This is a genomic window from Candidatus Arcticimaribacter forsetii, from assembly GCF_910589745.1.
Lineage (GTDB): Bacteria > Bacteroidota > Bacteroidia > Flavobacteriales > Flavobacteriaceae > Arcticimaribacter > Arcticimaribacter forsetii.
The window spans coordinates 330,008-353,559 of record NZ_OU342399.1; the positions used below are offsets into that span (position 1 = coordinate 330,008).

The window sequence follows — 23,552 nt, forward strand, 5'->3', positions numbered from 1 at the left end:
TATGAAAAAGATAGTATTACTTTACTTTACAGCAGTTTCTTTAGTTGGTTGCGTTTCCTCTAAGATGTTTAACGAAATAGAAAGTAGTTATGCCCAGCTAAAGGTTGACCATTCTTCTCTAGAAAAAGAAAACAGTTCTCTTTTAGTTCGCTACGACTCCTTAAGGTATCATTACGGAGACTTGATAAAGCAGTTTGAAAAAATTGAATTAGAATTAGATGCCTCTAAAAAAAGTTATGAAACTTTAGAAGCTTCCTATAAAGCATTAGAACAAAATAGTAACGCTGCATTGCAAGAAAGTATAGATCAGAATAGGAGTTTGTTAGATGAAATTCAAATAAAAGAATCTGAACTTTTAGACGAACGAGCAGACCTTGATTCACTCCAAAACGAGCTTGCAGCTAGAATTGCGAGAGTAGACGAATTAGAGCGCGTAATTGCAAATAAAGAAGCACTTTTATCTAAGTTAAAATCTTCATTGAGTAAAGCACTTTTAAGTTTCGACGGAAAAGGATTAACAGTAGAACAACGCAATGGTAAAGTCTATGTTTCAATGGAAAACAAATTACTATTTAAATCAGGAAGTTGGACTCCAGGAACAGAGGGTAAGAAAGCAATTAACCAGCTCGCAATGGTTTTATCTCAAAATAAAGAAATTGCAGTTTTAATCGAGGGACATACAGACAACGAGCCTTATATAGGAGATTCTAAACTATCTGGAAATTGGGATTTATCCGTAAAAAGAGCAACTGCAATTGTAAATTTATTATTGAAAAATAAAGGAGTATTACCTGAAAATATTACTGCTGCAGGGAAAGGGGAATTTAGTCCTTTAGTTCCTAATAACAGCGCTACAAATAAATCAAAAAACAGACGTATAGAAGTTATCTTAGCTCCTAAATTAGATGAAATAGGAAGACTTCTGCAAGACTTAGATTAAATATGAAATACACTACATTACCGGGAACAGATATTAAAGTAAGTAAAATTTGTTTAGGAACCATGACCTTTGGAAACCAAAACACGGAACAAGAGGGTTTTGATCAGATGGACCTTTCTTTAGATCAAGGGGTTAATTTCTTTGATACAGCAGAATTATATCCCGTTCCTGCAAACGCAACAACACAAGGTGAAACCGAAAGAATTATGGGTAATTGGTTTCAAAAAACAGGAAATAGATCTAAGGTAGTTTTAGCAACAAAAGCTGCAGGACCGGGATCTTACACTGCTCATATCAGAGATAATATGAGTTTTGATAAAAGAAATATAACGGAAGCTTTAGATAATTCTTTAAAGCGACTAAAAACGGATTATATAGACTTATATCAGTTACATTGGCCAGAACGAATGACTAATTTCTTTGGTCAAAGAGGATATGTACACAATCCTAAAGATACTTGGACCGATAATTTTGAGGAAGCCCTTGAGGCTTTAGATGACCTAATAAAAGCAGGTAAAATAAGACATATAGGGATTTCAAATGAATCGCCTTGGGGGCTTATGCGCTATTTAGAATTATCTAAAAAAGGACTTCCAAAAGCAATAACAATTCAAAACCCATACTCTTTACTGACTCGAGTTTTTGAAATTGGAAATTCAGAAATGTGTATGCGCGAAGAGATTGGACTATTAGCTTATTCTCCATTAGGATTTGGCCGCTTAACTGGAAAATATAGAGGAGGTCATAACTTAGATAAAGCACGTTTAACAGTGTTTCCTAATATGGCACGCTATAACAGTGATCAATCCATAGAAGCTACAGAGCATTATTATCAGATAGCTAAGAACCATGGAATTAGTTTGACTCAAATGGCTTTAGCTTTTGTAAATCAGCAGCCTTTTTTAACTTCTAACATTATTGGAGTAACTAATTTAGAGCAACTTCAAGAAAATATTGGTAGTATTGATCTTACGCTTTCTAAAGAAATAATGAAAGAGATTGAAGCAGTTCACAATAAGATTCCTAATCCTGCTCCTTAAATTTAAAAAGCAACTTTAGGAATGGCTTCGATTAGTTTTTGAGTGGCTTTCTCTTGTGGGTTTCTATACAATTCATCTGCCTCTTTATATTCAACGATTTCTCCCCGATCCATTACCATTATTTTATCTGAAATGAACTGAACTACAGAAAGATCATGTGAAATAAACAGATAAGATAGTTTTAATTTTTCCTGAAGCTCATTTAACAGATTTAATACTTGAGCTTGAACAGAAATATCAAGTGCAGCGACAGATTCATCGCAGATTAAAACCGATGGATCTACAGCCAATGCTCGAGCAATTACAACGCGTTGTCTTTGGCCTCCAGATAATTCATGTGGATAACGATTGAAATAGGATTGGTTTAAACCTACTTGATCTAATAAATCAATAACTCTATTTTTTCTTTGGTTAAAAGGTAAAATCTGGTGAGCTTCTATAGGTTCAAGAATAGCATTTCCTATTTTTTTTTGTGGATGAAGAGCTGCATAAGGGTCCTGAAAGATAAACTGTACTTCAGTCCTTAAACGTCTAATTTCACTTGAATTTAATTTTGACAATGATTTCCCTTTATAAAAAATCTCACCTTTAGACGGTTTGTTTAAATAAACTAACGCCTTCCCTAAAGTTGATTTCCCACATCCTGAAGCACCAACTAAACCCAATGTTTCTCCAGGATATAAATCAAAAGAAAGGTCATTAATTGCTGTAAATTTTTCCTGTTTCCCAAAAAATCCATTCCTCGAAGTATAGGTTTTATTTAAATTGCGAACAGATAATAAAGGCTCCTGAGCATATATTTTTTCTAACCTCTTATTTCGCTCTTTTAAGCTTACAAGTTCCTCCTCTATCACTTTGAGTTTGAAATCTTCAATCGTAGGCAGTTTTTTTAATCTTTTATTAGGTTTGGGACGTGCCTGTATTAAAGCTCGGGTATATTGTTCTTTAGGAGTTTTGAAAATTTCTTGTGGAGTTCCTATTTCAACAACACTTCCTTGATACAAAACAACAATTTTATCTGCAAGCTGAGAAACTAAAGAAAGGTCATGAGAAATAAATAAAATACTCATTTTATATTCTTGTTGTAACTCTTTTAAAAGGTCTATAATTTCTTTTTGAACCTGAACATCTAAGGCTGTAGTTGGTTCATCTGCGATTAATAAAGAAGGCTCATTCATCAGAGCCATGGCAATCATTACTCGTTGTTTTTGGCCTCCACTAATTTCATGGGGATAAGCACTGTAAATTCGTTCAGGATTAGGAAGTTTAACACGATCAAAAGCATTGATTACTTTGCTCTTTCTTTCGTCTGCTGAATATTTGTTTTTATAATGTTCTTTGATAATTTCTTCAACCTGATGACCACAACGCATTGTAGGATTTAAAGAAGATTGTGGTTCTTGAAACACCATACTTATTTGGTTTCCCCGAATTGTTCGCCATTGCGCTTCGTCTAGGTTTAATAATTCCTTATTATTAAACTGAATAGATCCAGAATCAATAGAAATTTTTTCTGTAGGTAATAATCCTAATAATGAAAGTGCTGTTAAAGATTTTCCGCTTCCAGATTCCCCAACCATGGCTACTATTTCGTTCGTTTTTATTTCAAAACTTATGTTCTTTAATATGGTTTTACCCTTTATTGAAAGGGAAAAATCTCGAACTTTAACATTGTTTTTATTGTTTAGTTTAGCCATATTATTTCTTCAGATTCCAATAAAGGTTCGTTCATAAATCGTAATACAACCTGAGCTATAGTTACTACGTCTTTTTCACAGTAAGTTACAATTCTGTCAATATTTTTTTCGATATAATACACATGAGCAACCTCACTTCCGTCGATATCATCTTTTGGACTAGGAATCCCCAATACTTCAGCTAGTAATTTTAATGAGGTGTAATTTTTATAATCGCCAAAACGCCAAAGATGCATAGTGTCTAAATGTGGAATTTCCCATGGTTTTTTTCCAAATAAGTTTAAACTTTTGGGGAGCGATATATTGTTTATAATCATTCTTCTTGCGATATATGGAAAATCAAATTCCTTACCATTATGAGCACAAAGAACGTGAGTTTTAAGATTAAAATGATTATCAAGTAATTCTTTAAATTCGGTTAACAGCTGCTTTTCATCTCCAAAGAATGTTTTAATTCTAAAATTTCTTTCGGAGTTTTGAATCACAAAATAACCAACAGAGATACAAACTATTTTTCCAAATTCTGCCCATATACCAGCACGTTCATAAAATTCCTCAGGAGATTCATCTTCCTTTCTTTGATAAGCAGATTTTTGAGCCCAGAGTTCCTTTTTGTAAGGAGATAATTGATCGAAATTTTCTTCTTCAGGAACTGTTTCGATGTCCAGAAATAGAATTTTCGTTAAATTATTTTTACTCAGCATTGTTTAACATTTTGTAGGCTTCTTCAATATATAAATCGAAAACTTCAGGAAAAGCGCCTTCTGCTACTTTTTGGGTAAGATGCCCTAAGCGCACCACAATTAAATTGTCTTCAGGAATTACAATTACATATTGCCCTAAATGACCTCGCATGGCAAAAACAGATTTATTGTCGAAGGTAGATAACCACCAACCATATCCGTATTCAGGACTTTCTTCAAATCTTGGTCGAATACTTAAGGCTACATAACTAGAATCGATAATTTGTTTACCGTTCCATTTTCCGTAGTCTTTATATAATTTACCAATACGAGCAAAATCTTTTGCATTTGACGCAAAGCAACAAAATGCTTTTTCCATTCCATTTTTTTCGCTGTCAATTTGCCATAAGGCATCTTCATTTGCACCCAGAGGTTTCCAAAAGTTTTTTGAAAAATAAGTGCTTAAGTTTTCTCCAACAGCCTCACTAATTACCATTCCGAGTAGCTGTGTATTTCCGCTTAAATAAACGTATTCTTTACCTGGAGTACTCGTTATTTTTCTGTTTCTTAAAAGACCCTTAAGGTCATCTGTAAAGTATGATTTTGTTGTAATATTTAATGGATTATAATATTCTTCAATCCAATCTAATCCAGAAGCCATACTAGCTAAATCACCAACGGTTAGTTTTGAAGCATTTTCTTCATGATTAAATTCCTCAAAAAAATCACCAACTTTTTGGTTTAGACCTTTAATTTTACCCTGTTCTATTGCTTTTCCGAGCATTGCGGTTACCATACTTTTTGACATAGAAAATGAATTGCTCTTGGAAGTTTCAGTATAGCCATCGTAATACTTTTCGTGAAAAATACTGTCGTTTTTTATAATTAAATAAGCTACACTCTTAAATTCATCATGAGCATCTAATAATCTTTTTGTTGGTTCTATCGTATTATATTTTTGATGTAGAGGCCATTCTTGAGGTAGGTCCGCAGCCTCTACCGTTCGGTTATCAAAAACATTATAATCGTGTAAAAATGCTGTTGTATGTCCTGTTCCATATATTTTAATTAGCCCAGGGATAACATAACTATTTCCACTTATATACAGAAGCGCAAATAACACTATAAAAATTCCTACAAGGACTTTGAATACTTTTTTCATATACGTTGATAATAATTTAATTCTTAAAAAGAAAATTCACTTTGAAAAGAGAATCCTTCATTTTTTAATAGCCATTTTTTTTTATGAAGACCCGCAGCATAACCAACAAGTTTTCCATTACTCCCTATAATTCGATGACATGGAATTGCAACTAAGATAGGGTTTTTTCCAATAGCCGCTGCGACTGCTCGAACTGCTTTTGTGTTCCCATATATTCTTGCTATTTGAAGGTAAGTTGCTGTTTTTCCAAATGAAACTTCATTAATAATTCGCCAAATTTTCTTTTGGAAATCTGTACCCTTTGGATTCATCATAAAAGTAAAATCTGTTCTTGTCCCTTGAATATATTCTTCAATTTCTTGAACACATTTTTTTAAGTATTCCGGCACTATACTTTTTTCATATGAATCATTTTCATCAATTCTAATTCGCTCAACTCCATTAACACTGCCCGTTATTTGAAGAACCCCAATATCATTTTTGATGTAAATAGTTTTCATCTAAGTATTTTGAATGTCAATTTTAAAGATAACATTTACAATTTATATGCAATACCTCCTGAAAAAGCTGGGGCTTTATATATATTTTTACTAGTTATTGGAATACTATACCCTGAAGAACTACACCATTTATTTGATAAAAAATAGTTTATTTATCTACTAGGGTTAGCTACTTCAATATTGTTTGTAAAAACAATTCTATGTCTATTCAAGACAAGTAGAGAGTGAGATTTTATAAATTAAACTAGATAAATTAAGACTGTTAACCTAAAACTTTAACAGCATCTTTAGCAGAGTAAGTAGCAATCATTGAAGCTCCGGCTCTTTTAAAAGAAATAAGTTGTTCATACATAACAACATCATAGTCTAACCATCCTTTTTGAGCAGCAGCTTTAAGCATAGCATATTCACCACTAACTTGATATGCAGCGATGGGTACTTCAATGGTGTTATTCAGGTCTCTAATGATATCTAAATAAGCAAGACCAGGTTTAACCATAACAATATCTGCCCCTTCCTCTATATCCATTTCGGTTTCTATAAGTGCTTCTTTCCGGTTGTGGAAATCCATCTGATAGGTTTTTTTATCTCCGAAACCTGGAGCGGAGTCCAGAGCAGATCGGAATGGACCATAAAATCCAGATGCGTATTTTGCACTATAACTCATAATACCAGTATCATGAAAATTTTCAGCTTCAAGAAGCGAGCGAATGGCCAAAATTCTACCATCCATCATATCGCTTGGAGCAACAAAATTTGCCCCTGCCTGAGCATGAGAAAGTGCCATTTGAGCCAATACATCCACGGTAGCATCATTAACTATGGTTCCTTGATCTACTATTCCGTCGTGACCAACAGAGGAGTACGGATCCAGAGCAACATCGGTCATAATAACCATATCTGGAACAGTTTCTTTAATAAGAACTATTGCTCTTTGCATTAACCCTTTTGGGTTTAAAGCTTCTGTTCCTTTATTGTCCTTTAAGTTATCTGGAACTTTAACAAATAATAAAACCGTTTTTAGCCCCATCGAATAGAGCTCTTTAACTTCTTTTTTTAAATTGTCTAAGCTCATTCTATAGTAGTCGGGCATTGAACTAATTTCTTCTTTTATGTTAGTTCCTTCTACTACAAAAAGGGGTACAATAAAATCATTTGGAGAAAGATGATTCTCTTGTACCAGTGATCTTATTGCATCTGAACTTCTTAATCTTCTGTTTCTTTTTAATGGATACATGACACTGGTTTAAGTAAGTTTATCTTTATCATCGGCAAGTTCCTCTAAGAAAGTGTCCAATGAATTGTTATTTGATTCTTCAATATTTTCTTCAAAAATATCTTCTTTTTCTTGTTTGGTTTTTTTCATTGTACCCAACGTCATTATAAGCATAGACGCTAGAATTACAACTAATAGCACTTGTTCATTAATTTGTGAATTACTACTGTCAATAAATGAAACTTCTTTAATTTGAAGAAACAATAAAATACTAATAAGACCTCTTGGAGACATGTAAACAAGGGCAGATGGTTTTATTTTGAATGTAGTAGCTGTAAAATATAAATAACGAATTACAAACATTATCCCAATAATCAAGAGTCCGTAAACAAATGGTGTCCCTGAATCAAATTCAGTTATACTAATAGAAAATCCAAAGAATAAAAAGAAAAAAGTTTTCACTAAAAAAGTAGATTCTGCTGTTAATATGTGAAATTCATGAAGCCCTTTTTCAGATTTTTCTAGATCTAAATAACGTTTTAAAAATTGTGGGAGTAAGGATTTTACATTACTTAAAAATAATCCAAAAATAAATATTGTTACAAGAGCAGGGAGGTGAAGTAACTTTCCAAATGCATACACTAAAACAAGTAATGCAAGGATGAGGAAGAATTTTACGTTATGTTCTATTTTTTGAATCAATTGAAAGAGTAAACAGGTAATCATTATGGAAACAACAATAACTCCAATTATTTGTAATCCAAGAGACACTATAGATTCTGGACTTAAGAGTGCTTGGTTAGATTCAAACTGTCTTATAGCATAATTAAAGATCATAATTCCAAGAATGTCCGAGAAAGTTGATTCAAAAACAACAAACTCTTTTTCTTGTTTTAATAATCCTGCGGCAGACGGTATTGCTACAGCACTACTAATAATTGCTAATGGGATAGCAAAAATCACTGCTGTTTTGTGTTCAATTGAGAGTATGTTTTCAAAAGTCCAGCTGATGACAAGAATGTTGATTATTAAAATCAATACTGCTGCTAAAAAACCTTTTAGAATAATAGGTAATTTTTCTTTTTTTATATCCAATTCAAGTGCACCTTCTAAGACAATTAATATCAGTCCAATTGTGCCTAATACAGGAATTATTTTGTCTAGAACTCCATGCTCTGTAAAGCCATAAAAATTCATAAACGTTCGAGTTAAAATACCTGTGAACATTAATAAAATAACCGAAGGAAATTTAGTTTTTCGAGCAATTGCATCAAACACATAGGAGAAAACTACTAGTAGAGGAAGTACAATTAAAATCGAAACTGTATTCATAAGATGAATTTTGTTGTGGTTAAGTTAGTAAAAAAGCGGATAAGCTTGGATTATTCAACCCAATTTCGAGGTTTTCTGATGATCTCCATAAGTTTTTCTTCCTCAGAGTTTTTTTCAGAATGATGATCGTAGTGCCATTGAACAGTTGGGGGAAGACTCATGAGTATACTTTCAATTCTTCCATTGGTTTTAAGTCCAAAAAGTGTTCCTTTATCGTGAACCAGATTAAATTCTACATAACGTCCTCTTCTAATTTCTTGCCATTTTTTTTGTTTTTCATCATAAGCAAGATTTTTTCTTTGGTTTAAAATAGGTAAATATGCTTCAAGAAAATTATCAGCGACATCAGTTACAAAATCATACCATTGTTTTAATGATTTCTGAGGAGACGGTTTTAAATAGTCAAAAAACAGACCACCAACACCTCTAGCCTCATCTCTGTGTTTATTCCAGAAATAGTCATCACATTTTTTCTTGTATTGTGGGTAAAAGTTTTTGTCGTGACGATCACAGGCCTCTTTACAAACCCTATGGAAGTGAATTGCATCTTCTTCAAAAAGATAATAAGGGGTTAAGTCTAAACCACCTCCAAACCACTGATCAACTATATTTCCATTAAGATCGTACATTTCAAAATAGCGCCAATTTGCATGAACGGTTGGAGCCATAGGATTTTTTGGATGTAACACTAAACTTAAGCCACAAGCATAAAAAGAAGCTTCACTAACATTTAAATGCGTTTGCATACTTTTGGGCAGTGTTCCGTGAACTCCAGAAATGTTTACTCCTCCTTTTTCAAATACACCTCCATTTTCAAGAACCCGTGTTCTTCCTCCACCTCCTTCAGGACGCTTCCAAAGATCTTCTTTAAAAGTTGCTTTCCCATCAGCTAATTCTAATGCAGCAACGATTGTATCTTGAAGTTCACATATATATTTGTAAAAAGTATCTCTCATTAATTTTGATTAGCTCCCATATTCTTTAACTGCATCAACAAATGCTTGTGCATGGCTTACAGGAATATTTGGTAAAATTCCATGTCCCAGGTTAACTATGTATTTATCCTTCCCGAAGGCATCAATCATTTTTTTAACATCGCTTTTAATTTTTGGGATTGGCGACATAAGTTGGTGTGGGTCGTAATTTCCCTGTAAAGTTATATTTCCTCCAGATAAGTATCTAGCATTACGAGCAGAACAAGTCCAATCAACTCCTAAAGCACTAGCGCCCGATCTAGACATGTCTTGAAGAGCAAACCAGCATCCTTTTCCAAAAACAATTACAGGGCATAAATCTTTCACAGCGGTAACAATTTGCTGAATGTAAGGCCATGAAAAAGTATTATAGTCTTCCGGAGATAATAAACCACCCCAGGAGTCAAATATTTGAAGAGCATTTACTCCAGATGCGGCTTTCGCTTTCAAATAGTCAATTGTGGTATCTGTTATTTTTTGTAAAAGTTCGTGTGCTAACAAAGGTTCTTTAAAGCAGAATTCTTTTGCTTTATCAAAAGTTTTTGAACCTTGTCCTTGAACTGCATAGCACAATAAGGTCCATGGGGATCCAGCAAATCCAATTAAAGGAACTTCATTGTTAAGTTCTTGTTTAGTCATTTTAACTGCATCAAGAACGTATCCAAGTGCATCTTCTGCGTAAGGAACAATTACTTGATCTAAATCAGCTTTGGTCCGAATAGGTTTTGGAATCCAAGGACCAACATTAGGTTTCATTTCTACCTCTATATTCATTGCTTGAAGTACTACAAGGATATCGCTAAATAAAATTGCAGCATCAGGTCCAATTTGTTTAATTGGCATAACCGTTATTTCGGTTGCTAATTCTGGTGTTTGACAACGAGTAAAAAAGTCGTATTTGGCTTTCAATTTCATGAAATCTGGTAAATATCTTCCCGCTTGACGCATCATCCAAACCGGTGGACGAGAAACTGTTTCTCCGGCTAAAGCCTTTAAGAATAGATCATTTTTAATCATGAGTGTGTAACTGTTTTTTAATTGTATAAATCATATGCTCTATCGTTGGTTTAGGAGCGATTAGAATATTTTCTTTTGGTATCAAAATTGAGCTTGCAGTTGTTTCCCCTATGCAAACACACAAACTTTGATCTAGTGAATTGTGTTTAAGAAAACTTTTGACACCGCTTGGGCTGTAAAAAAGAATTACATTAAAAAAACCCATTTTTTTTGGCTTAAGAATTGTTTGGTACACTTCTGTTGCTTCAATTTCAATTTTCTCTTTTTTTAAAATTGTTTCTAATTCTGGTCTTCTTTCGTTTCCGCAGAAAAACAAAAAACGTTCATTTTTAGCCTTTTTGGTTATAAAATAGGCTAAATCAGACGAATTTTCTTCAAAATGAGTCACTTTCAGACCTTTTTCGAGTAGTAGATTTTTTGTTTTTTCTCCTACACAATAACATTTTTTGTCTTTTAGTATTGTGTTTATACCGGGTTTAGAATAAACAGATTTTACTGCGTTTTGACTCGAAAAAAGTAAGGTACTATTGTTTTCTTCATAACTAAAGGGAACCGTTTTAGTTTTTATAAAATTACGTTCCGTATAAGCATGACCCAATTCTATAATTCGACTCTTTTGAGTTTTCGAAAGAGTTTTGGTAGAAAGGATTTTTAATACACTTTTCATTTAGAAGATTTAAATTCTTTTAGTAAATCTTGAGCTCCGTTTTGTAATAATTTATAGGCAAGTTCAACACCTAAATTTACAGCGTTAGACACAGGTTGTGATTCTATGCAGGTAAATTTTTCTTTTCCATTCAAAGAAAAAACACCTCCTCTAAAATGAACTCGATCTTTTTCAATGGTTGCTATTGCACCAATGGGTGCAGTACAACCTCCTTCGAGTGTACGTAAAAAATCGCGCTCAATTTTTGTACAAAGAGCGGCTCCTTCAACATTTAATTCTTGTAAAACATTAAAAAGTTCCAGATCATTTGATTTACAAACAATCATTAATGCACCTTGAGCTGGAGCGGGTAGCATCCAATCTAAAACTTCAACATTATCTTCATTTACTTCCAATCGAGCAAGTGCCGCTTCTGCAAAAATAGCACCTTCCCAGGCACCTTCTTGTAGTTTTTTTAGACGGGTTTGTATATTTCCTCGAAGAGGAACAATAGTATGATTTGGATATTTTGCTAACCACTGAGCTTTTCTTCTTAAACTTCCTGTAGCAATAGTTGAGCTGTTGTTTAAGTCTAATTTTGATTTTTTTACAATCACATCTAAAACAGGACCTCTGGTTAAAACAGCTGCTTGTTGAATCCCTTCTGCCAGCAGAGTTGGAACATCTTTCATGCTGTGTATTGCCAGATCTATCCGATCATTTAGCAATGCAGTATCTAAGGTTTTAGTAAAAATTCCTGTAGTACCCATTTCATAGAGCGGTTGATTTAAGTCCAAATCTCCCGTACTTTTTATAGGGACTAATTCTGTTTCGAAACCTTTTTTTTTCAATAGGTTTTGAAGCGTATGTGCTTGCCATAAAGCCAAAGCACTTTCTCGTGTTCCTATTCTAATTGGCTTTTTCATGCGCTTTGATATCCAGTTGAAAAACTTCTTTAATCACATCAAGTGTTGAATTCGCTTTCTGTGGATTTTCTTTAAGGTAATTCGCTAGTTGACCAGTTATTTTTTGAATTATTTGGTCTGAAATAGTTACCGTGGCAGAATTAAAAACACAATGATTTTCTTTTTTTTCTTGGTTTTTAATTTCAGAAGCTTGCTGAGCTTTAAGCTTTGCTTTTAATGCTCTTAAGGCAGGAGCAAATTGACGATGTCCCAGCCATTGCAAGAATTCATCTTTAACCTCTTCTAAGATTTCTTCAGCTTGAGGAATGTATTTTCTTCTGTCTTCTAGAGTCTTATTAGTTATCTGAGACAGCGTGTCAAGATTGATCAAAGTAACCTGTTCCAGTTCCTCTACATTTGCATTTACATTGCTCGGTATAGATAAATCTAGAATTAAAAGAGGTGAATCTTTATGTATGATGTCTTTTGAAATGGTTGGTTGTTGAGCTCCTGTAGCTACAATTAAAACGTCTGTTTTTCTAATTTCCGTTGGCAAATCTCCATATTCTTTAACGAGAACATTAAATTTCCCAGCAACGTTTTTAGCTTTTTCGTGTGTCCTGTTAATTAATACAATATGATCGTTTTCGGTATGTTTAATTAAATTTTCGCATGTATTTCTCCCGATTTTTCCAGTTCCAAAAAGCAATATATTTTTTTCTGAAATATTTTCTATTGCTTTTATTATGTATTGAACCGATGCAAAAGCGACTGAGGTTGCCCCACTAGAAATTTTAGTTTCAGTTTTGATTCGTTTACTTGCTTGAATTACAGCATTTACTAAACGCTCCATAAAACCTTGAACCATTCCGAGTTTTTTAGATCTAAAAAACCCTTGCTTGATCTGACCAATAATTTCGAAATCACCGAGAATCTGACTGTCTAGTCCCGTTCCAACTTTAAAAATATGATGAATTGCAGCTTGGTCTTTCAGAGTATAGCCGATTTCATTAAAAACAGCTAAAGTTCCTTGGGAGTGTTTACACAGTAGGTTTATTAATTGGATGGGATGGTTTACATGTGCATAAACCTCAGTTCTGTTACAAGTAGATGTTATTAGAATTTCTTCAATGCCTTCGCGTTTCGCCTCTAGAGTAAGGGAATCCTTTTGAGTTAAACTTAGACTGAAGTCACCTCTCGTTTTGAGGTCAGCGTTTAGATAGCTAACTCCAATAGCATAAAAATGTTTCTTAGTATTTGAAACTTCCATTGATTTTTTCTAATCGAACACAAAAATAGGGGGCTACTTCTAAAAAAAATAACGCTAAAAGTATTATTAATATCGGAAAGCGTTTATTTTTGTTAAATAAACGCATCTTACCAATGAAATAAGGTATTTATAGATTGATTAACACCTCTTATTTAGAGCGCTTCTAAATAATAAAAACATTTATTATGGATAAAAATAACGATAAAAGTATTAGTTCTAAAATAGAAATAGATGAAGGGTTTTATGTTCTTAGATTTCAAAATGACACTTCTGAAGTTACCAATGAAGTTCGTGAGATTAATAGCAGTTTTATTCAATTTCATTTTTGCATAAAAGGACATGGTGATTTTCTTTTTAATGAGGGAAATTATGTGTTCAATATAAAAGAAGAACACTCTATCTTACTTTATAATCCTCAAAGAGATTTACCAATAAACCTAAAGCTACAGCCAAACACATGGATCATAAGTGTTATCATATCGATTAAAAAATTCCACAGTTTATTTTCTTTAGACGCAGATCATATTCATTTTTTAAGTCCAGAAAACAGCACCAAAAAATATTACGATACTGGAGTAATTAATCCAAGTATGGCAGTTGTGTTGAGTCAAATTTCAACTTCTAATATACATGAAAGTATGAAAGCCTTGTATTTGAAGGGAAAAGTGTATGAGTTATTGAGCTTGTATTTTAATAAAAATTTGGATACCGACATTGAACAATGCCCTTTCTTGATTGATGAAGACAATGTTCGTAAAATTAGACTAGCAAAAGAATTAATTTTAAAAAACATATCGGAGCCTCCCTCATTACATGAACTTTCAGAAGAAATAGGATTGAGTTTGAACAAATTGAAAGAAGGTTTTAAGCAGTTGTACGGGGATACTGTTTTTGGTTATTTATTGGACCATAAAATGGAAGAAGCAAGAAGAATGTTGGCTTCAAATAGTTACAATGTTAACGAAGTAGGACTTAAAATTGGATATAGTACTTCAAGTCATTTTATTGCTGCCTTTAAAAAGAAGTACGGAACAACTCCAAAAAAATACTTAATGTCATTATCTTCGCAATAATAATAGTAAAAAGTATCTAAAGGTTACAATGAAAGAAAGCATATGAAAGGAGTATTACTAGTAAATTTAGGTTCACCCGAAAGCCCAAGTCCAAAGGATGTTAAAACTTATTTGGGGGAATTTTTAATGGATGAAAGAGTTGTGGATTTACCTAAACTTTTTAGAACTATTTTAGTAAAAGGTATCATACTAAACACAAGGCCAAAACAATCAGCCAAAGCATACAAAAAAATATGGTGGGACGAAGGATCTCCTTTAATTGTTCTTTCTGAAAGATTACAAGCTAAGGTTTCCGATAAAGTTTCAACCCCTGTAAGTTTAGCAATGCGATACGGTTCTATGTCAATTAAAAAGGGACTTCAAGAACTTGTAGATCAAGGGGTAGATGATATTTTTATTATTCCTTTATATCCGCAGTTTGCAATGGCAACTACGGAAACGATATTAGTTCTTGCAGAAAAATTAAGAGATGAGTTTTTTCCGAATGTAAGTTTTACTTCTCTTCCTCCATTTTATAACCATCCAGATTATATTCGTGTATTGTCAAACTCCATATCCGAAGGACTTAAAGGCAAGGAGTGGGAGCATTTATTGTTTTCATATCACGGTGTACCCGAAAGACACATACGTAAGTCAGACATAACAAAATCTCATTGTAAAATAAATGGAGAATGTTGTGCAACAGCGTCCAAGGCACACGAGTTTTGTTACCGACACCAATGTTATGAAACTACACGTTTAGTAGCTGAATATTTAGAACTAAAAGAAGGAACATTTTCTACCTCATTTCAGTCTCGATTGGGAGTAGATCCATGGCTTCAGCCTTATACCGACAGAACCGTTGCAAATTTTGCTAAAAGCGGAACAAAACAACTTGCAATAGCTACACCAGCTTTTGTTTCGGATTGCCTTGAAACATTAGAAGAAATAGGGATGGAAGCAGCGGAAGATTTTGAAGAAAAAGGAGGAGAACATTTACATGTGCTTCCTTGTATAAACGACCGTGAAGATTGGGTAAATGTTATGAGCCGCTGGATCGATGAATGGGCTTTATCTGAAGTAAAAGCTTAATGGCGCAGAGAGCTGTGCAGATGGGAACGGATCCCATCGGAAAACTTTTACTGAAACAATCAGTGCCTGCCGCAATAGGTATTCTTGTAATGTCTCTCAATATTTTAATTGACACTATTTTTGTTGGTCAATGGATTGGTACTAATGCTATTGCTGCTATTAATGTAGTTTTACCCGTTTCTTTTTTTATGGCTGCTTTAGGAATGTCGATTGGAATGGGTGGAGGCTCAATTATTTCAAGAGCATTAGGGAGTGAACACAAAGCCAAAGCGAATAAGACTTTTGGAAATCAAATAACACTAACGCTTCTTTTTACTGTTGGTTTCATGATCCTGGGACTTCTTTTTATGGAGTCAATTATTCCGGCATTTGGGGGAAGAGGCGAGTTGTATACTCCTGCCAAAACATATTATACCATTGTACTTTACGGGGTCCCTATTTTGGGACTAGCCATGATGGGTAATAGTAGTATTAGGTCTGAAGGAAAACCAAAATACGCAATGTATGCAATGATGCTACCTTCGATTTCCAACCTTTTTTTAGATTATCTGTTTATTTATGTATTGGATTGGGGAATGGAAGGTGCAGCATGGGCTACTACTTTATCATATCTGATCTGTACCTCTTATATTTTGTTTTTCTTTTGTTCTGGAAAATCAGATTTATTTTTAAAGATTTCCGATTTTTTCTTAAATCTGTCTATTTTAAAAGAAATAGGATCTCTAGGTTTTGTAACCCTTGCTCGACAAGCGGTAGTTAGTATAACGGTTTTAATAGTAAACAACCTTCTTTTCGAATTTTCTGGAGAATCTACGGTTGCAGTTTATGCGATTATAAGTAGAATGCTCATGTTTGCACTTTTTCCAATTTTAGGAATAACTCAAGGTTTTGTTCCTATTGCAGGGTTCAATTATGGTGCCCAAAAAAAAGAGCGTGTTCTTGAGGTTATTTGTAAAGCGTTAATTTATGCCACTCTTTTAGCGACCTTAGTTTTTATATTAATTCTCGTTTTTTCTGAGCAAATTGCAAGTGCCTTTACCCAGGATGAAGCAATAATATTAAAAACACAAGATGTGCTTAAATGGGTCTTTTTATCAACTCCAATTATTGGAATTCAGTTGATAGGGTCAGCATACTTTCAGGCAATTGGGAAAGCAATTCCAGCACTTTTATTAACCTTAACGAGACAAGGGTTCTTTTTTATTCCTTTAGTATTAATCTTGCCTATGTATTTTGGGGAATTTGGAATATGGATTTCGTTTCCAATTGCTGAAGTAATTGCAACAATAGTGACCGCGTTTTTTTTAAGAAAAGAATTGAAAAGATACAATGGATAGTTATCCTGTAGATTTGGCTTTCTTTTTGTACTTTAGAACTTATAAATAACAGCTTTTGTCAGAATACTACAACTACATAAAATCCCTTCATTTAATTTTTGTGATCACTTGGTTCGCGGGCTTGTTTTACTTACCTCGTATTTTTATTTACCATATTGAGGCACAGTCAAAATCTGAAATTGAGCGGGATATTTTAAGTAAACAATTAAAGCTAATGGCCAAAAGGCTATGGTATATTATTACTTGGCCTTCTGCAATTCTTGCAAGTTTATTTGCTTTTACTCTTTTATATATTATGCCAGCTTGGTTGTCCCAGGACTGGATGCTGATTAAATTATTTTTTGTCGGACTTTTATATCTGTATCATTACAAAACCCACCTTATTTTTAAAGAACTACAAAACAATCAATTTAGATACACTTCGTTTTTTATGCGAATTTGGAATGAAGGAGCAACCATAATTTTATTTGCAGTTGTGTTTTTAGTAATATTGAAATCTAGTTTTCACTGGATATTTGGAGTTCTTTCAATAATGGGTCTAGCCGTTCTTTTGATGTTAGGGATAAGAATCTACAAACGTTTAAGAAAAGAGTAATATGGCAGGAAGAAAGTTTTCCTTAAGATTACGTGTGTTTTTTTCCATGATTCTTTTGGTAGTAATGACTTCGATCTTGATTCTGGGTGCTACTTTTTATCAATATTACGCCCAATCAGATGATTATAACTTAAGACGTCTTGAACGTAAAGAAACTCAAGTGAAAAATCATTTGTCTTATGTTTTTAACCGAGATGGTGCCTTTAGCTTAACCTTAGAAAAACAAAAAGACTTTTATAAAACTTTTGAGTCTATTGCTCAGATTCATAAAGTTGATTATGCTCTTTTTAATATGGAGGGTTCTCCTTACTTTTATTCTTATGTAAAACTTGAAAACACCATAGAAGAGCAAAAACTCGACCCACAAATCATTAACAGTTTAGTTAAAAGCAGAAGGAAACGAATTGCAGTTCAGAATGATTATGAACGAGGAACATTTCAATCCTCATACAGTGTATTATTTGACGATAATAACACTCCATATGCCATACTCTATTTCCCTTACTTTGAAGACGTTTCTTTTAGCACAACAGAACTGAATGCCTTTCTTGTACGGTTATTTCAGATTTATTTTTTCATGTTAATTGTTGCCATAATTATAGCTTATTTTATTTCAAGTTATATGACACGTCCTCTAGAAACAATTCGAGCAAGAATAGATCGGACTGGTTTGCTAAAAGGGAATGAAAAAATTGTAATATCAAATGCCAGTAAAGAAGTAGACAGTCTAGTTAATTCTTATAACAGTATGTTAGATGCGTTAGAGGAAAGTATTGCAAAACTTGCTCGTTCTGAAAGAGAACAAGCTTGGCAAGAAATGGCAAAACAAGTAGCACACGAAATAAAAAACCCTTTAACTCCTATGCGTTTAACGGTTCAAAGTTTTCAACAAAGGTTTGACCCTAATGATCCTAATATTGACAAAAAAGTAATTGATTTTTCTAAAATAATGATAGAACAAATCGATACAATGAGTAAAGTAGCAAATGCTTTTTCAAATTTCGCAACCTTGCCTAAACTTAAATTAGAGTCCGTGGATCTTGTTGAGATTACCCGTTTTTCGATTGATATATTTGACCTAGGAACCATAAAGTATTCTAGCTCTGAGAGTCAAATTATTTGGGATATTGATCGCACTCAATGGATTCGGATCATGACCAATTTACTTCAAAACGCTATTCAATCCGTTCCTCAAGATCGCGACCCCGAAATACGGGTTCACATAGAAAAACAAAAAGAAAAACTACGCATAGAAATTCAAGATAATGGTTCTGGAATTTCTGAAGAGAACATCGGTAAGATATTTGAACCTAAATTCACTACCAAAACAGCAGGGATGGGACTGGGACTGGCTATTGTTAAAAATAGTTTAGATTCCTTAGGAGGAAAAATAAGTTATAAAACCACAGAAAACCAAGGAACTAAGTTTATAATTGAACTAAAGAAGCAGAAATGAATACAGCAAACATCCAATTAAGAATTCAAGATCAAGTTGCATGGGTTCAAATCGATCGGCCTACAAAGCTGAATGCACTTAATAAAGAAGTTTTATCAGAGATTCATCAAGTTTTTAAGTCTCTAAAAACTAACAACACTGTTCGTGTTATTGTTTTAACAGGAAGTGGTGAGAAAGCTTTTGTAGCTGGTGCAGATATTGCTGAATTTGCAGATTTTAACCCTGAAGAAGGTAAACTACTTGCTAAAACAGGACAGGAAGAAGTATTTAATTTTATTGAACAAATGAACAAACCTGTAATTGCAGCTATCAATGGTTTTGCTCTTGGGGGTGGTTTAGAATTAGCGATGGCCTGTCATATTAGAATAGCATCTAGTAACGCCCGAATGGGTTTGCCAGAAACATCATTAGGGGTAATTCCTGGTTATGGTGGGACTCAAAGATTGCCTAAAATCGTAGGAAAAGGAAGGGCCTTAGAACTTATTTTAACAGGTCAAATGATACCAGCAGATCGTGCGTTTGAAATAGGATTAGTTAACAAAGTAATCCCTTTAGCAGAGTTATTGCCCAGTGCAGCAAGCCTAGCTCAAAAGATATTGAACAATTCACCTTTTGCAATCGATCAAGCAATTCAATCGGTTAATGCATCTTTTGATGAGACTAAAAATGGATTTCAAGTCGAAATAGACGCTTTTGGAACTTGCTTTGGTTCCGATGATTTTAAGGAAGGTACTCAGGCTTTTTTAGATAAAAGAAAAGCAAATTTCACCGGAAATTAATCCAAAACAATAGCATCTGTTATTGTTTTTTCAATTCCATCAAAAAACTTTTCAGATAATTCCTTTTCTGGCTCAACAGGAGTATGAACTTCCAAGGTTAATTTTATACCCAGAGGAACTGGGAAGTTACCCCAACGATTAAATTTGTAGGAATTATTAATTGTTACGGGAACAATTAAGACATTGGGAATTTTTTCGATTAATGTTTTTAACCCTCTTGTTTTAAATTTCTTGGGCACTCCCGTTTTAGATCGTGTTCCTTCAGGGAAAATTAAAGTAGACCAATTATTATTGGAGAGTAGTTGGGCGTGTTTGTTAATTTCTGTAACAGCTTGTCTTGGATTTTTTCGGTCAATTAAAGCAGAACCTCCATTTCTAAGATGATACGAAACACTAGGGATTCCTCTTCCTAATTCAATTTTACTTACAAATTTTAAATGATGTTTTCTCAAATACCATATTAAGGGTGGAATGTCAAAAGTATTTTGATGGTTTGCAACAATTATTAAAGGACGATCTGTAGGTAGTTCGTGAACGTTTTTGAATTTAATTCTCGAACCAACAAGATAAAAGCTTTTTACTAGAAAAAAATTAAGGAGGTCTACAGACACTTTATGTGCCTGATAACCAAATAAATTTAAGAGTACTACTTGAATTCCATGAAACAAGACTAAAATAAGGAGAAAACTCAAAGCAAAAATGCTTGAGAAAATAGTAGCTATAAATTTATACATTATGATTGGGTTTAATACCCTTAATTGAGTTCCTAATTTAGCAAAACTCGTTGTAGGCTTGCTTCAGATTTTCGGCAATCATTTCTGCTGGTCTTCCTTCGATGTGATGACGTTCGAGCATATGTACTAATTCTCCATTCTTAAAAAGGGCCATACTTGGTGAAGATGGAGGAAAAGGAACCATCATTGCACGAGCACGATCAGTAGCTTCAAAATCAACTCCTGCAAATACGGTAACTAAATTACTAGGACTTTTTTCGTTAGCTAACGAAATTCTAACTCCAGGTCTTGCATTTGCTGCTGCACAGCCGCAAACTGAATTTACTACCACCAAGGTTGTACCTTCTGCATTTATTGCTTCTTCTACTTGCTCTACTTCATTTAATTGTTTAAATCCTATTGCGGATAATTCATCTCGCATTGGTTGTACAAATTCTGCTGGATACATAGACTATAAATTTAATTTGCACAAAGATAAAAAGTTTCTTGCATTTACATTCATTTTAAGATAATGTTCACTTTATTTTTTAAACTTAAAACTATCTTTGAAGCTAAATTTTTTTTATGATTAAATGGATTGGAGCTTTACTGGGATATACTTACTTCCGTTTTTTTGGAGCTTTATTGGGATATTTTATTGGAAGCGCAATAGAAGGAATGTTTAAAACCAAAGCTAGGGTTTCTTTTAATTCAAACAATTATCGTTCCATGGGCTCAAGTCAGTTTGAGCTGAATCTTTTAGCACTGGCAGCTATGGTTATTAAAGCTGACGGAAAAGTTGAAGAAAAAGAACTTCGCTTTGTTCGAAATTACTTTATTGCTAATTATGGAGCAGATTATGCAGCTACTATTTTTTCTAGATTTAATACTGAAATAAAAAAAGAAGCTCAAAATCTTTCGGAAGTAGCCCGTTTGTTTGTTAATGGAGTTCCTTACAACACCAGACTTCAGATTGTTCATTTTTTATTTGGTATAGCAAATTCAGATGGAAGTATTTCAGATGTTGAAATAAAAAAAATAGATCAGATAGCAGCTGCATTGGGAATTCGATTTTCTAACTTTGAGAGTATAAAAGCAATGTTTGTGCAGCAAGCTGGGAATGCCTATAAGATTCTAGAAATAGATTCTAGTGCAACAGATGCTGAGATTAAGAAGGCATATAGAACAATGGCAAAAAAATACCACCCAGATAAATTAAACACAGCTGATTCGGCTATGAAAAAAGGAGCTCAAGAAAAATTTCAAAAAATTCAAGCTGCTTACGAGAAAATTCGAAAAGAACGTGGATTTTAATACAGTACTTTTATGGAAACAATTTGGTTTTACGCACAATTAGGTTTTGAACATGTTTTAGACTTTCAGGGACTAGATCACTTTTATTTTATAATTGCACTTGTTGTTCCCTTTAGTTTTTTCGAATTTAAAAAACTTCTTTGGTGGGTCTCTGTTTTTACCCTAGGACATAGTCTTTCCCTTTTTGGGAACTATTATTTTGAGCTAAAACTTCCTGCTGTTTGGATTGAATTTTTAATTCCGGTGACTATTGCACTCAGTTGTATTCCACTTTTGTCTTCAAAAGAAATCAATCGAAACAACTTGTATACTTCAATGATCACCTTGGTTTTTGGACTAATTCATGGCTTTGGTTTTGGTCGCTATTTCTCTTTAATTGTAACGGAAGAAGATGCTCTTCTAGATTTATTTTCTTTTGCACTAGGGGTTGAAGCAGCTCAAATAGCAATTGTAATAGGTGTTTTATTGGTTCGTTTATTTGTATTGAATGTAATAAAGATTGAGAAGGCCAAATGGAATTTAATTGTAGGTTCAATGATACTTTCTCAAGCGATCTTGATGATGTTTCAGAAAGCACCCTTTCAATAGAACAAAAAATGAAATATTTAGCTTCTAAGTTTACATTACCCAACGGCTCTATATTGCAAAATAGGATCGCAAAATCTGCAATGAGTGAAAATATGGGTACTCTAAACAATGCCCCCACAAAAAACCTCATAAACACGTATAGAGTTTGGGCAAAGGGCAAACCGGGACTTTTGATAACCGGAAATGTAATGATAGATTCAAAGGCATTAGGAGAACCAAGGAACATTGTTGTTGAAGATCGCTCAAACTTTAATCTGCTTCAAGAATGGGCAAGGACAACGGAAGGAACAGGCACTCATATTTGGCCCCAAATAAATCATCCTGGAAGACAAGCGTTTGCAGCAATAAACAAAAAAGTGGTTGCCCCATCTTCGGTTTCTTTAAAAATGGGAGGTGCTTCATCGATGTTTAAAGAACCAATTCCATTAACCGAAGAAGAAATTTGGGAAGTTATTAAGCGTTTTGGAAATACTGCCAAAATAATGAAAGATGCCGGGTTTTCTGGATGCCAAATACATGGAGCTCATGGTTATTTAGTCAGTCAATTTTTGTCTCCTTTAAGTAATGTAAGACAAGACCAATGGGGCGGTTCTCTTAAAAATCGAGCTCGTTTTGTTTTGGAAGTTTATCGTGAAATTAGAGGGCAAGTCGGACTTGATTATCCTATTGGAATAAAAATTAATTCTGCTGACTTTCAGCGAGGTGGTTTTTCAGAAGAAGAATCAATAGAAGTTATTAAATTACTATCTAAGGAAGGTATAGATTTGATCGAAATTTCAGGAGGAACCTATGAAAAACCAGCTATGGTTGGATCAAAGAGAAAACAAAGTACTATTGAAAGAGAAGCATATTTTCTAGATTACATTGAAAAAGCTCGTAAAATAACTGATAAACCTCTTATGTTAACAGGTGGATTTAGAACGGTTTCTGTTATGGAAACCGCACTTGAAAATGGAGCATTGGACGTTGTTGGTTTGGGTCGTCCATTCTGTTTGTATCCAGAAATAGCGCAAGATATTTTTACAAAGAAAAGTACTAGCTTTGAAGTGTCTGCTCCTAAATCTGGAATTAAATTTATTGATAAAACAGGCGGGGTTGAACTCCCATGGTACGAATTACAGATCCATAGAATAGGAAAAGGGAAAGTCCCTAAGATTAGTATAAGTGGTTTAAGTGCTTTTATTTTTAGCATAAAAAATATGATTTTAAAATCATTTCTAAAAAATTAAAATCTTCAAAAACCT

The 23,552-nt window shown here is 33.6% G+C and carries 24 protein-coding genes; 11 read left to right on the forward strand and 13 right to left on the reverse strand.

The window, feature by feature from the left end; all coding sequences use genetic code 11:
- The first annotated feature begins 1 nt into the window (after position 1).
- Together NG655_RS01610 and NG655_RS01615 are read left to right on the forward strand one after the other, a co-directional pair.
- A complete protein-coding gene (locus tag NG655_RS01610; RefSeq protein ID WP_252157603.1) occupies positions 2–940 on the forward strand; it encodes an OmpA family protein in 939 nt (312 codons plus the stop codon).
- A 2-nt stretch (positions 941–942) separates the two neighbouring features.
- On the forward strand, positions 943–1,980 hold the full coding sequence (locus tag NG655_RS01615; protein WP_252157604.1) for an aldo/keto reductase: 1,038 nt from the start codon (positions 943–945) through the stop codon (positions 1,978–1,980).
- Positions 1,981–1,982: 2 nt separating this feature from the next.
- Here the strand turns inward: NG655_RS01615 and NG655_RS01620 are convergent, their stop codons facing one another.
- The 11 genes from NG655_RS01620 to hemA all read right to left on the reverse strand — a co-directional run bounded on the left by NG655_RS01620 (position 1,983) and on the right by hemA (position 13,382).
- Positions 1,983–3,677 (reverse strand): dipeptide ABC transporter ATP-binding protein, encoded by a 1,695-nt coding sequence (locus tag NG655_RS01620; RefSeq protein WP_252157605.1) that lies wholly within the window; start codon positions 3,675–3,677, stop codon positions 1,983–1,985.
- Positions 3,665–4,381, reverse strand: coding sequence for a 3'-5' exonuclease (locus NG655_RS01625; protein WP_252157606.1), 717 nt, complete (start codon positions 4,379–4,381; stop codon positions 3,665–3,667). Before NG655_RS01625 ends, NG655_RS01620 begins: the two co-directional genes overlap by 13 nt.
- Positions 4,371–5,522: a serine hydrolase domain-containing protein gene (locus NG655_RS01630; RefSeq protein ID WP_252157607.1), complete on the reverse strand. Its 1,152-nt coding sequence runs from the start codon at positions 5,520–5,522 to the stop codon at positions 4,371–4,373. Before NG655_RS01630 ends, NG655_RS01625 begins: the two co-directional genes overlap by 11 nt.
- Positions 5,523–5,545: 23 nt before the next feature.
- Entirely contained in the window at positions 5,546–6,022 is a 477-nt protein-coding gene (locus tag NG655_RS01635) for a methylated-DNA--[protein]-cysteine S-methyltransferase (protein WP_252157608.1), read from the reverse strand.
- 262 nt (positions 6,023–6,284) lie between these two features.
- Entirely contained in the window at positions 6,285–7,259 is a 975-nt protein-coding gene (hemB, locus tag NG655_RS01640) for a porphobilinogen synthase (protein WP_252157609.1), read from the reverse strand.
- Between the two features lie 9 nt (positions 7,260–7,268).
- Positions 7,269–8,570: a cation:proton antiporter domain-containing protein gene (locus tag NG655_RS01645; RefSeq protein ID WP_252157610.1), complete on the reverse strand. Its 1,302-nt coding sequence runs from the start codon at positions 8,568–8,570 to the stop codon at positions 7,269–7,271.
- Positions 8,571–8,620: 50 nt separating this feature from the next.
- Complete coding sequence (gene hemF / locus NG655_RS01650) at positions 8,621–9,526, reverse strand: oxygen-dependent coproporphyrinogen oxidase (protein WP_252157611.1); 906 nt, start codon at positions 9,524–9,526, stop codon at positions 8,621–8,623.
- 9 nt (positions 9,527–9,535) lie between these two features.
- Entirely contained in the window at positions 9,536–10,561 is a 1,026-nt protein-coding gene (hemE, locus tag NG655_RS01655) for a uroporphyrinogen decarboxylase (RefSeq protein WP_252157612.1), read from the reverse strand.
- Positions 10,554–11,228, reverse strand: coding sequence for a uroporphyrinogen-III synthase (locus NG655_RS01660; protein WP_252157613.1), 675 nt, complete (start codon positions 11,226–11,228; stop codon positions 10,554–10,556). Before NG655_RS01660 ends, hemE begins: the two co-directional genes overlap by 8 nt.
- Complete coding sequence (gene hemC, locus NG655_RS01665) at positions 11,225–12,133, reverse strand: hydroxymethylbilane synthase (RefSeq protein WP_252157614.1); 909 nt, start codon at positions 12,131–12,133, stop codon at positions 11,225–11,227. Before hemC ends, NG655_RS01660 begins: the two co-directional genes overlap by 4 nt.
- A complete protein-coding gene (gene hemA / locus NG655_RS01670; RefSeq protein ID WP_252157615.1) occupies positions 12,117–13,382 on the reverse strand; it encodes a glutamyl-tRNA reductase in 1,266 nt (421 codons plus the stop codon). The genes hemC and hemA overlap by 17 nt, the downstream gene beginning before the upstream one ends.
- A 185-nt stretch (positions 13,383–13,567) precedes the next feature.
- Between hemA and NG655_RS01675 the strand changes: the two genes are divergently transcribed.
- The 6 genes from NG655_RS01675 to NG655_RS01700 are packed head-to-tail and all read left to right on the forward strand — an operon-like array spanning position 13,568 to position 19,693.
- On the forward strand, positions 13,568–14,455 hold the full coding sequence (locus tag NG655_RS01675; RefSeq protein WP_252157616.1) for a helix-turn-helix domain-containing protein: 888 nt from the start codon (positions 13,568–13,570) through the stop codon (positions 14,453–14,455).
- A gap of 42 nt (positions 14,456–14,497) precedes the next feature.
- A complete protein-coding gene (hemH, locus tag NG655_RS01680) occupies positions 14,498–15,526 on the forward strand; it encodes a ferrochelatase (RefSeq protein ID WP_252157617.1) in 1,029 nt (342 codons plus the stop codon).
- Positions 15,526–16,863, forward strand: coding sequence for an MATE family efflux transporter (locus NG655_RS01685; RefSeq protein WP_252157618.1), 1,338 nt, complete (start codon positions 15,526–15,528; stop codon positions 16,861–16,863). The genes hemH and NG655_RS01685 overlap by 1 nt, the downstream gene beginning before the upstream one ends.
- Before the next feature lie 55 nt (positions 16,864–16,918).
- Positions 16,919–17,458: a CopD family protein gene (locus NG655_RS01690; RefSeq protein WP_252157619.1), complete on the forward strand. Its 540-nt coding sequence runs from the start codon at positions 16,919–16,921 to the stop codon at positions 17,456–17,458.
- Between the two features lies 1 nt (position 17,459).
- On the forward strand, positions 17,460–18,914 hold the full coding sequence (locus NG655_RS01695; RefSeq protein WP_252157620.1) for a sensor histidine kinase: 1,455 nt from the start codon (positions 17,460–17,462) through the stop codon (positions 18,912–18,914).
- Positions 18,911–19,693, forward strand: coding sequence for an enoyl-CoA hydratase/isomerase family protein (locus tag NG655_RS01700; RefSeq protein WP_252157621.1), 783 nt, complete (start codon positions 18,911–18,913; stop codon positions 19,691–19,693). Before NG655_RS01695 ends, NG655_RS01700 begins: the two co-directional genes overlap by 4 nt.
- Here the strand turns inward: NG655_RS01700 and NG655_RS01705 are convergent.
- Together NG655_RS01705 and NG655_RS01710 are read right to left on the reverse strand one after the other, a co-directional pair.
- Positions 19,690–20,427 carry a lysophospholipid acyltransferase family protein gene (locus NG655_RS01705; protein WP_252157622.1) on the reverse strand — a complete coding sequence of 246 codons (738 nt, stop codon included), beginning with the start codon at positions 20,425–20,427 and terminating at the stop codon, positions 19,690–19,692. The two genes, NG655_RS01700 and NG655_RS01705, sit on opposite strands and share 4 nt — an antisense overlap.
- A gap of 37 nt (positions 20,428–20,464) precedes the next feature.
- Positions 20,465–20,875: a BrxA/BrxB family bacilliredoxin gene (locus tag NG655_RS01710; protein WP_252157623.1), complete on the reverse strand. Its 411-nt coding sequence runs from the start codon at positions 20,873–20,875 to the stop codon at positions 20,465–20,467.
- A gap of 116 nt (positions 20,876–20,991) precedes the next feature.
- Between NG655_RS01710 and NG655_RS01715 the strand changes: the two genes are divergently transcribed.
- The 3 genes from NG655_RS01715 to NG655_RS01725 are packed head-to-tail and all read left to right on the forward strand — an operon-like array spanning position 20,992 to position 23,537.
- A complete protein-coding gene (locus NG655_RS01715) occupies positions 20,992–21,720 on the forward strand; it encodes a TerB family tellurite resistance protein (protein WP_252157624.1) in 729 nt (242 codons plus the stop codon).
- A 12-nt stretch (positions 21,721–21,732) separates the two neighbouring features.
- Positions 21,733–22,308, forward strand: coding sequence for a HupE/UreJ family protein (locus NG655_RS01720; protein WP_252157625.1), 576 nt, complete (start codon positions 21,733–21,735; stop codon positions 22,306–22,308).
- The gene (locus NG655_RS01725; protein WP_252157626.1) at positions 22,233–23,537 is read left to right on the forward strand and encodes an NADH:flavin oxidoreductase/NADH oxidase family protein; all 1,305 of its coding nucleotides are present in this window, start codon (positions 22,233–22,235) and stop codon (positions 23,535–23,537) included. The genes NG655_RS01720 and NG655_RS01725 overlap by 76 nt, the downstream gene beginning before the upstream one ends.
- Positions 23,538–23,552 lie beyond the last annotated feature (15 nt).

Excerpts from the sequence above, each read along its gene's own strand:
- NG655_RS01645 (WP_252157610.1), bottom strand. The coding sequence starts at position 8,570 with ATGAATACAGTTTCGATTTTAATTGTACTTCCTCTACTAGTAGTTTTC.
- NG655_RS01725 (WP_252157626.1), top strand. The coding sequence starts at position 22,233 with ATGGAATTTAATTGTAGGTTCAATGATACTTTCTCAAGCGATCTTGAT.
- hemB (WP_252157609.1), bottom strand. The coding sequence starts at position 7,259 with ATGTATCCATTAAAAAGAAACAGAAGATTAAGAAGTTCAGATGCAATA.
- hemH (WP_252157617.1), top strand. The coding sequence starts at position 14,498 with ATGAAAGGAGTATTACTAGTAAATTTAGGTTCACCCGAAAGCCCAAGT.
- NG655_RS01720 (WP_252157625.1), top strand. The coding sequence starts at position 21,733 with ATGGAAACAATTTGGTTTTACGCACAATTAGGTTTTGAACATGTTTTA.
- NG655_RS01695 (WP_252157620.1), top strand. The coding sequence starts at position 17,460 with ATGGCAGGAAGAAAGTTTTCCTTAAGATTACGTGTGTTTTTTTCCATG.
- hemF (WP_252157611.1), bottom strand. The coding sequence starts at position 9,526 with ATGAGAGATACTTTTTACAAATATATATGTGAACTTCAAGATACAATC.
- NG655_RS01685 (WP_252157618.1), top strand. The coding sequence starts at position 15,526 with ATGGCGCAGAGAGCTGTGCAGATGGGAACGGATCCCATCGGAAAACTT.
- NG655_RS01700 (WP_252157621.1), top strand. The coding sequence starts at position 18,911 with ATGAATACAGCAAACATCCAATTAAGAATTCAAGATCAAGTTGCATGG.
- NG655_RS01660 (WP_252157613.1), bottom strand. The coding sequence starts at position 11,228 with ATGAAAAGTGTATTAAAAATCCTTTCTACCAAAACTCTTTCGAAAACT.
- NG655_RS01610 (WP_252157603.1), top strand. The coding sequence starts at position 2 with ATGAAAAAGATAGTATTACTTTACTTTACAGCAGTTTCTTTAGTTGGT.
- NG655_RS01710 (WP_252157623.1), bottom strand. The coding sequence starts at position 20,875 with ATGTATCCAGCAGAATTTGTACAACCAATGCGAGATGAATTATCCGCA.
- NG655_RS01635 (WP_252157608.1), bottom strand. The coding sequence starts at position 6,022 with ATGAAAACTATTTACATCAAAAATGATATTGGGGTTCTTCAAATAACG.
- NG655_RS01615 (WP_252157604.1), top strand. The coding sequence starts at position 943 with ATGAAATACACTACATTACCGGGAACAGATATTAAAGTAAGTAAAATT.
- NG655_RS01675 (WP_252157616.1), top strand. The coding sequence starts at position 13,568 with ATGGATAAAAATAACGATAAAAGTATTAGTTCTAAAATAGAAATAGAT.
- NG655_RS01620 (WP_252157605.1), bottom strand. The coding sequence starts at position 3,677 with ATGGCTAAACTAAACAATAAAAACAATGTTAAAGTTCGAGATTTTTCC.
- NG655_RS01715 (WP_252157624.1), top strand. The coding sequence starts at position 20,992 with ATGATTAAATGGATTGGAGCTTTACTGGGATATACTTACTTCCGTTTT.
- NG655_RS01630 (WP_252157607.1), bottom strand. The coding sequence starts at position 5,522 with ATGAAAAAAGTATTCAAAGTCCTTGTAGGAATTTTTATAGTGTTATTT.
- NG655_RS01625 (WP_252157606.1), bottom strand. The coding sequence starts at position 4,381 with ATGCTGAGTAAAAATAATTTAACGAAAATTCTATTTCTGGACATCGAA.
- hemE (WP_252157612.1), bottom strand. The coding sequence starts at position 10,561 with ATGATTAAAAATGATCTATTCTTAAAGGCTTTAGCCGGAGAAACAGTT.
- hemA (WP_252157615.1), bottom strand. The coding sequence starts at position 13,382 with ATGGAAGTTTCAAATACTAAGAAACATTTTTATGCTATTGGAGTTAGC.
- NG655_RS01705 (WP_252157622.1), bottom strand. The coding sequence starts at position 20,427 with ATGTATAAATTTATAGCTACTATTTTCTCAAGCATTTTTGCTTTGAGT.
- hemC (WP_252157614.1), bottom strand. The coding sequence starts at position 12,133 with ATGAAAAAGCCAATTAGAATAGGAACACGAGAAAGTGCTTTGGCTTTA.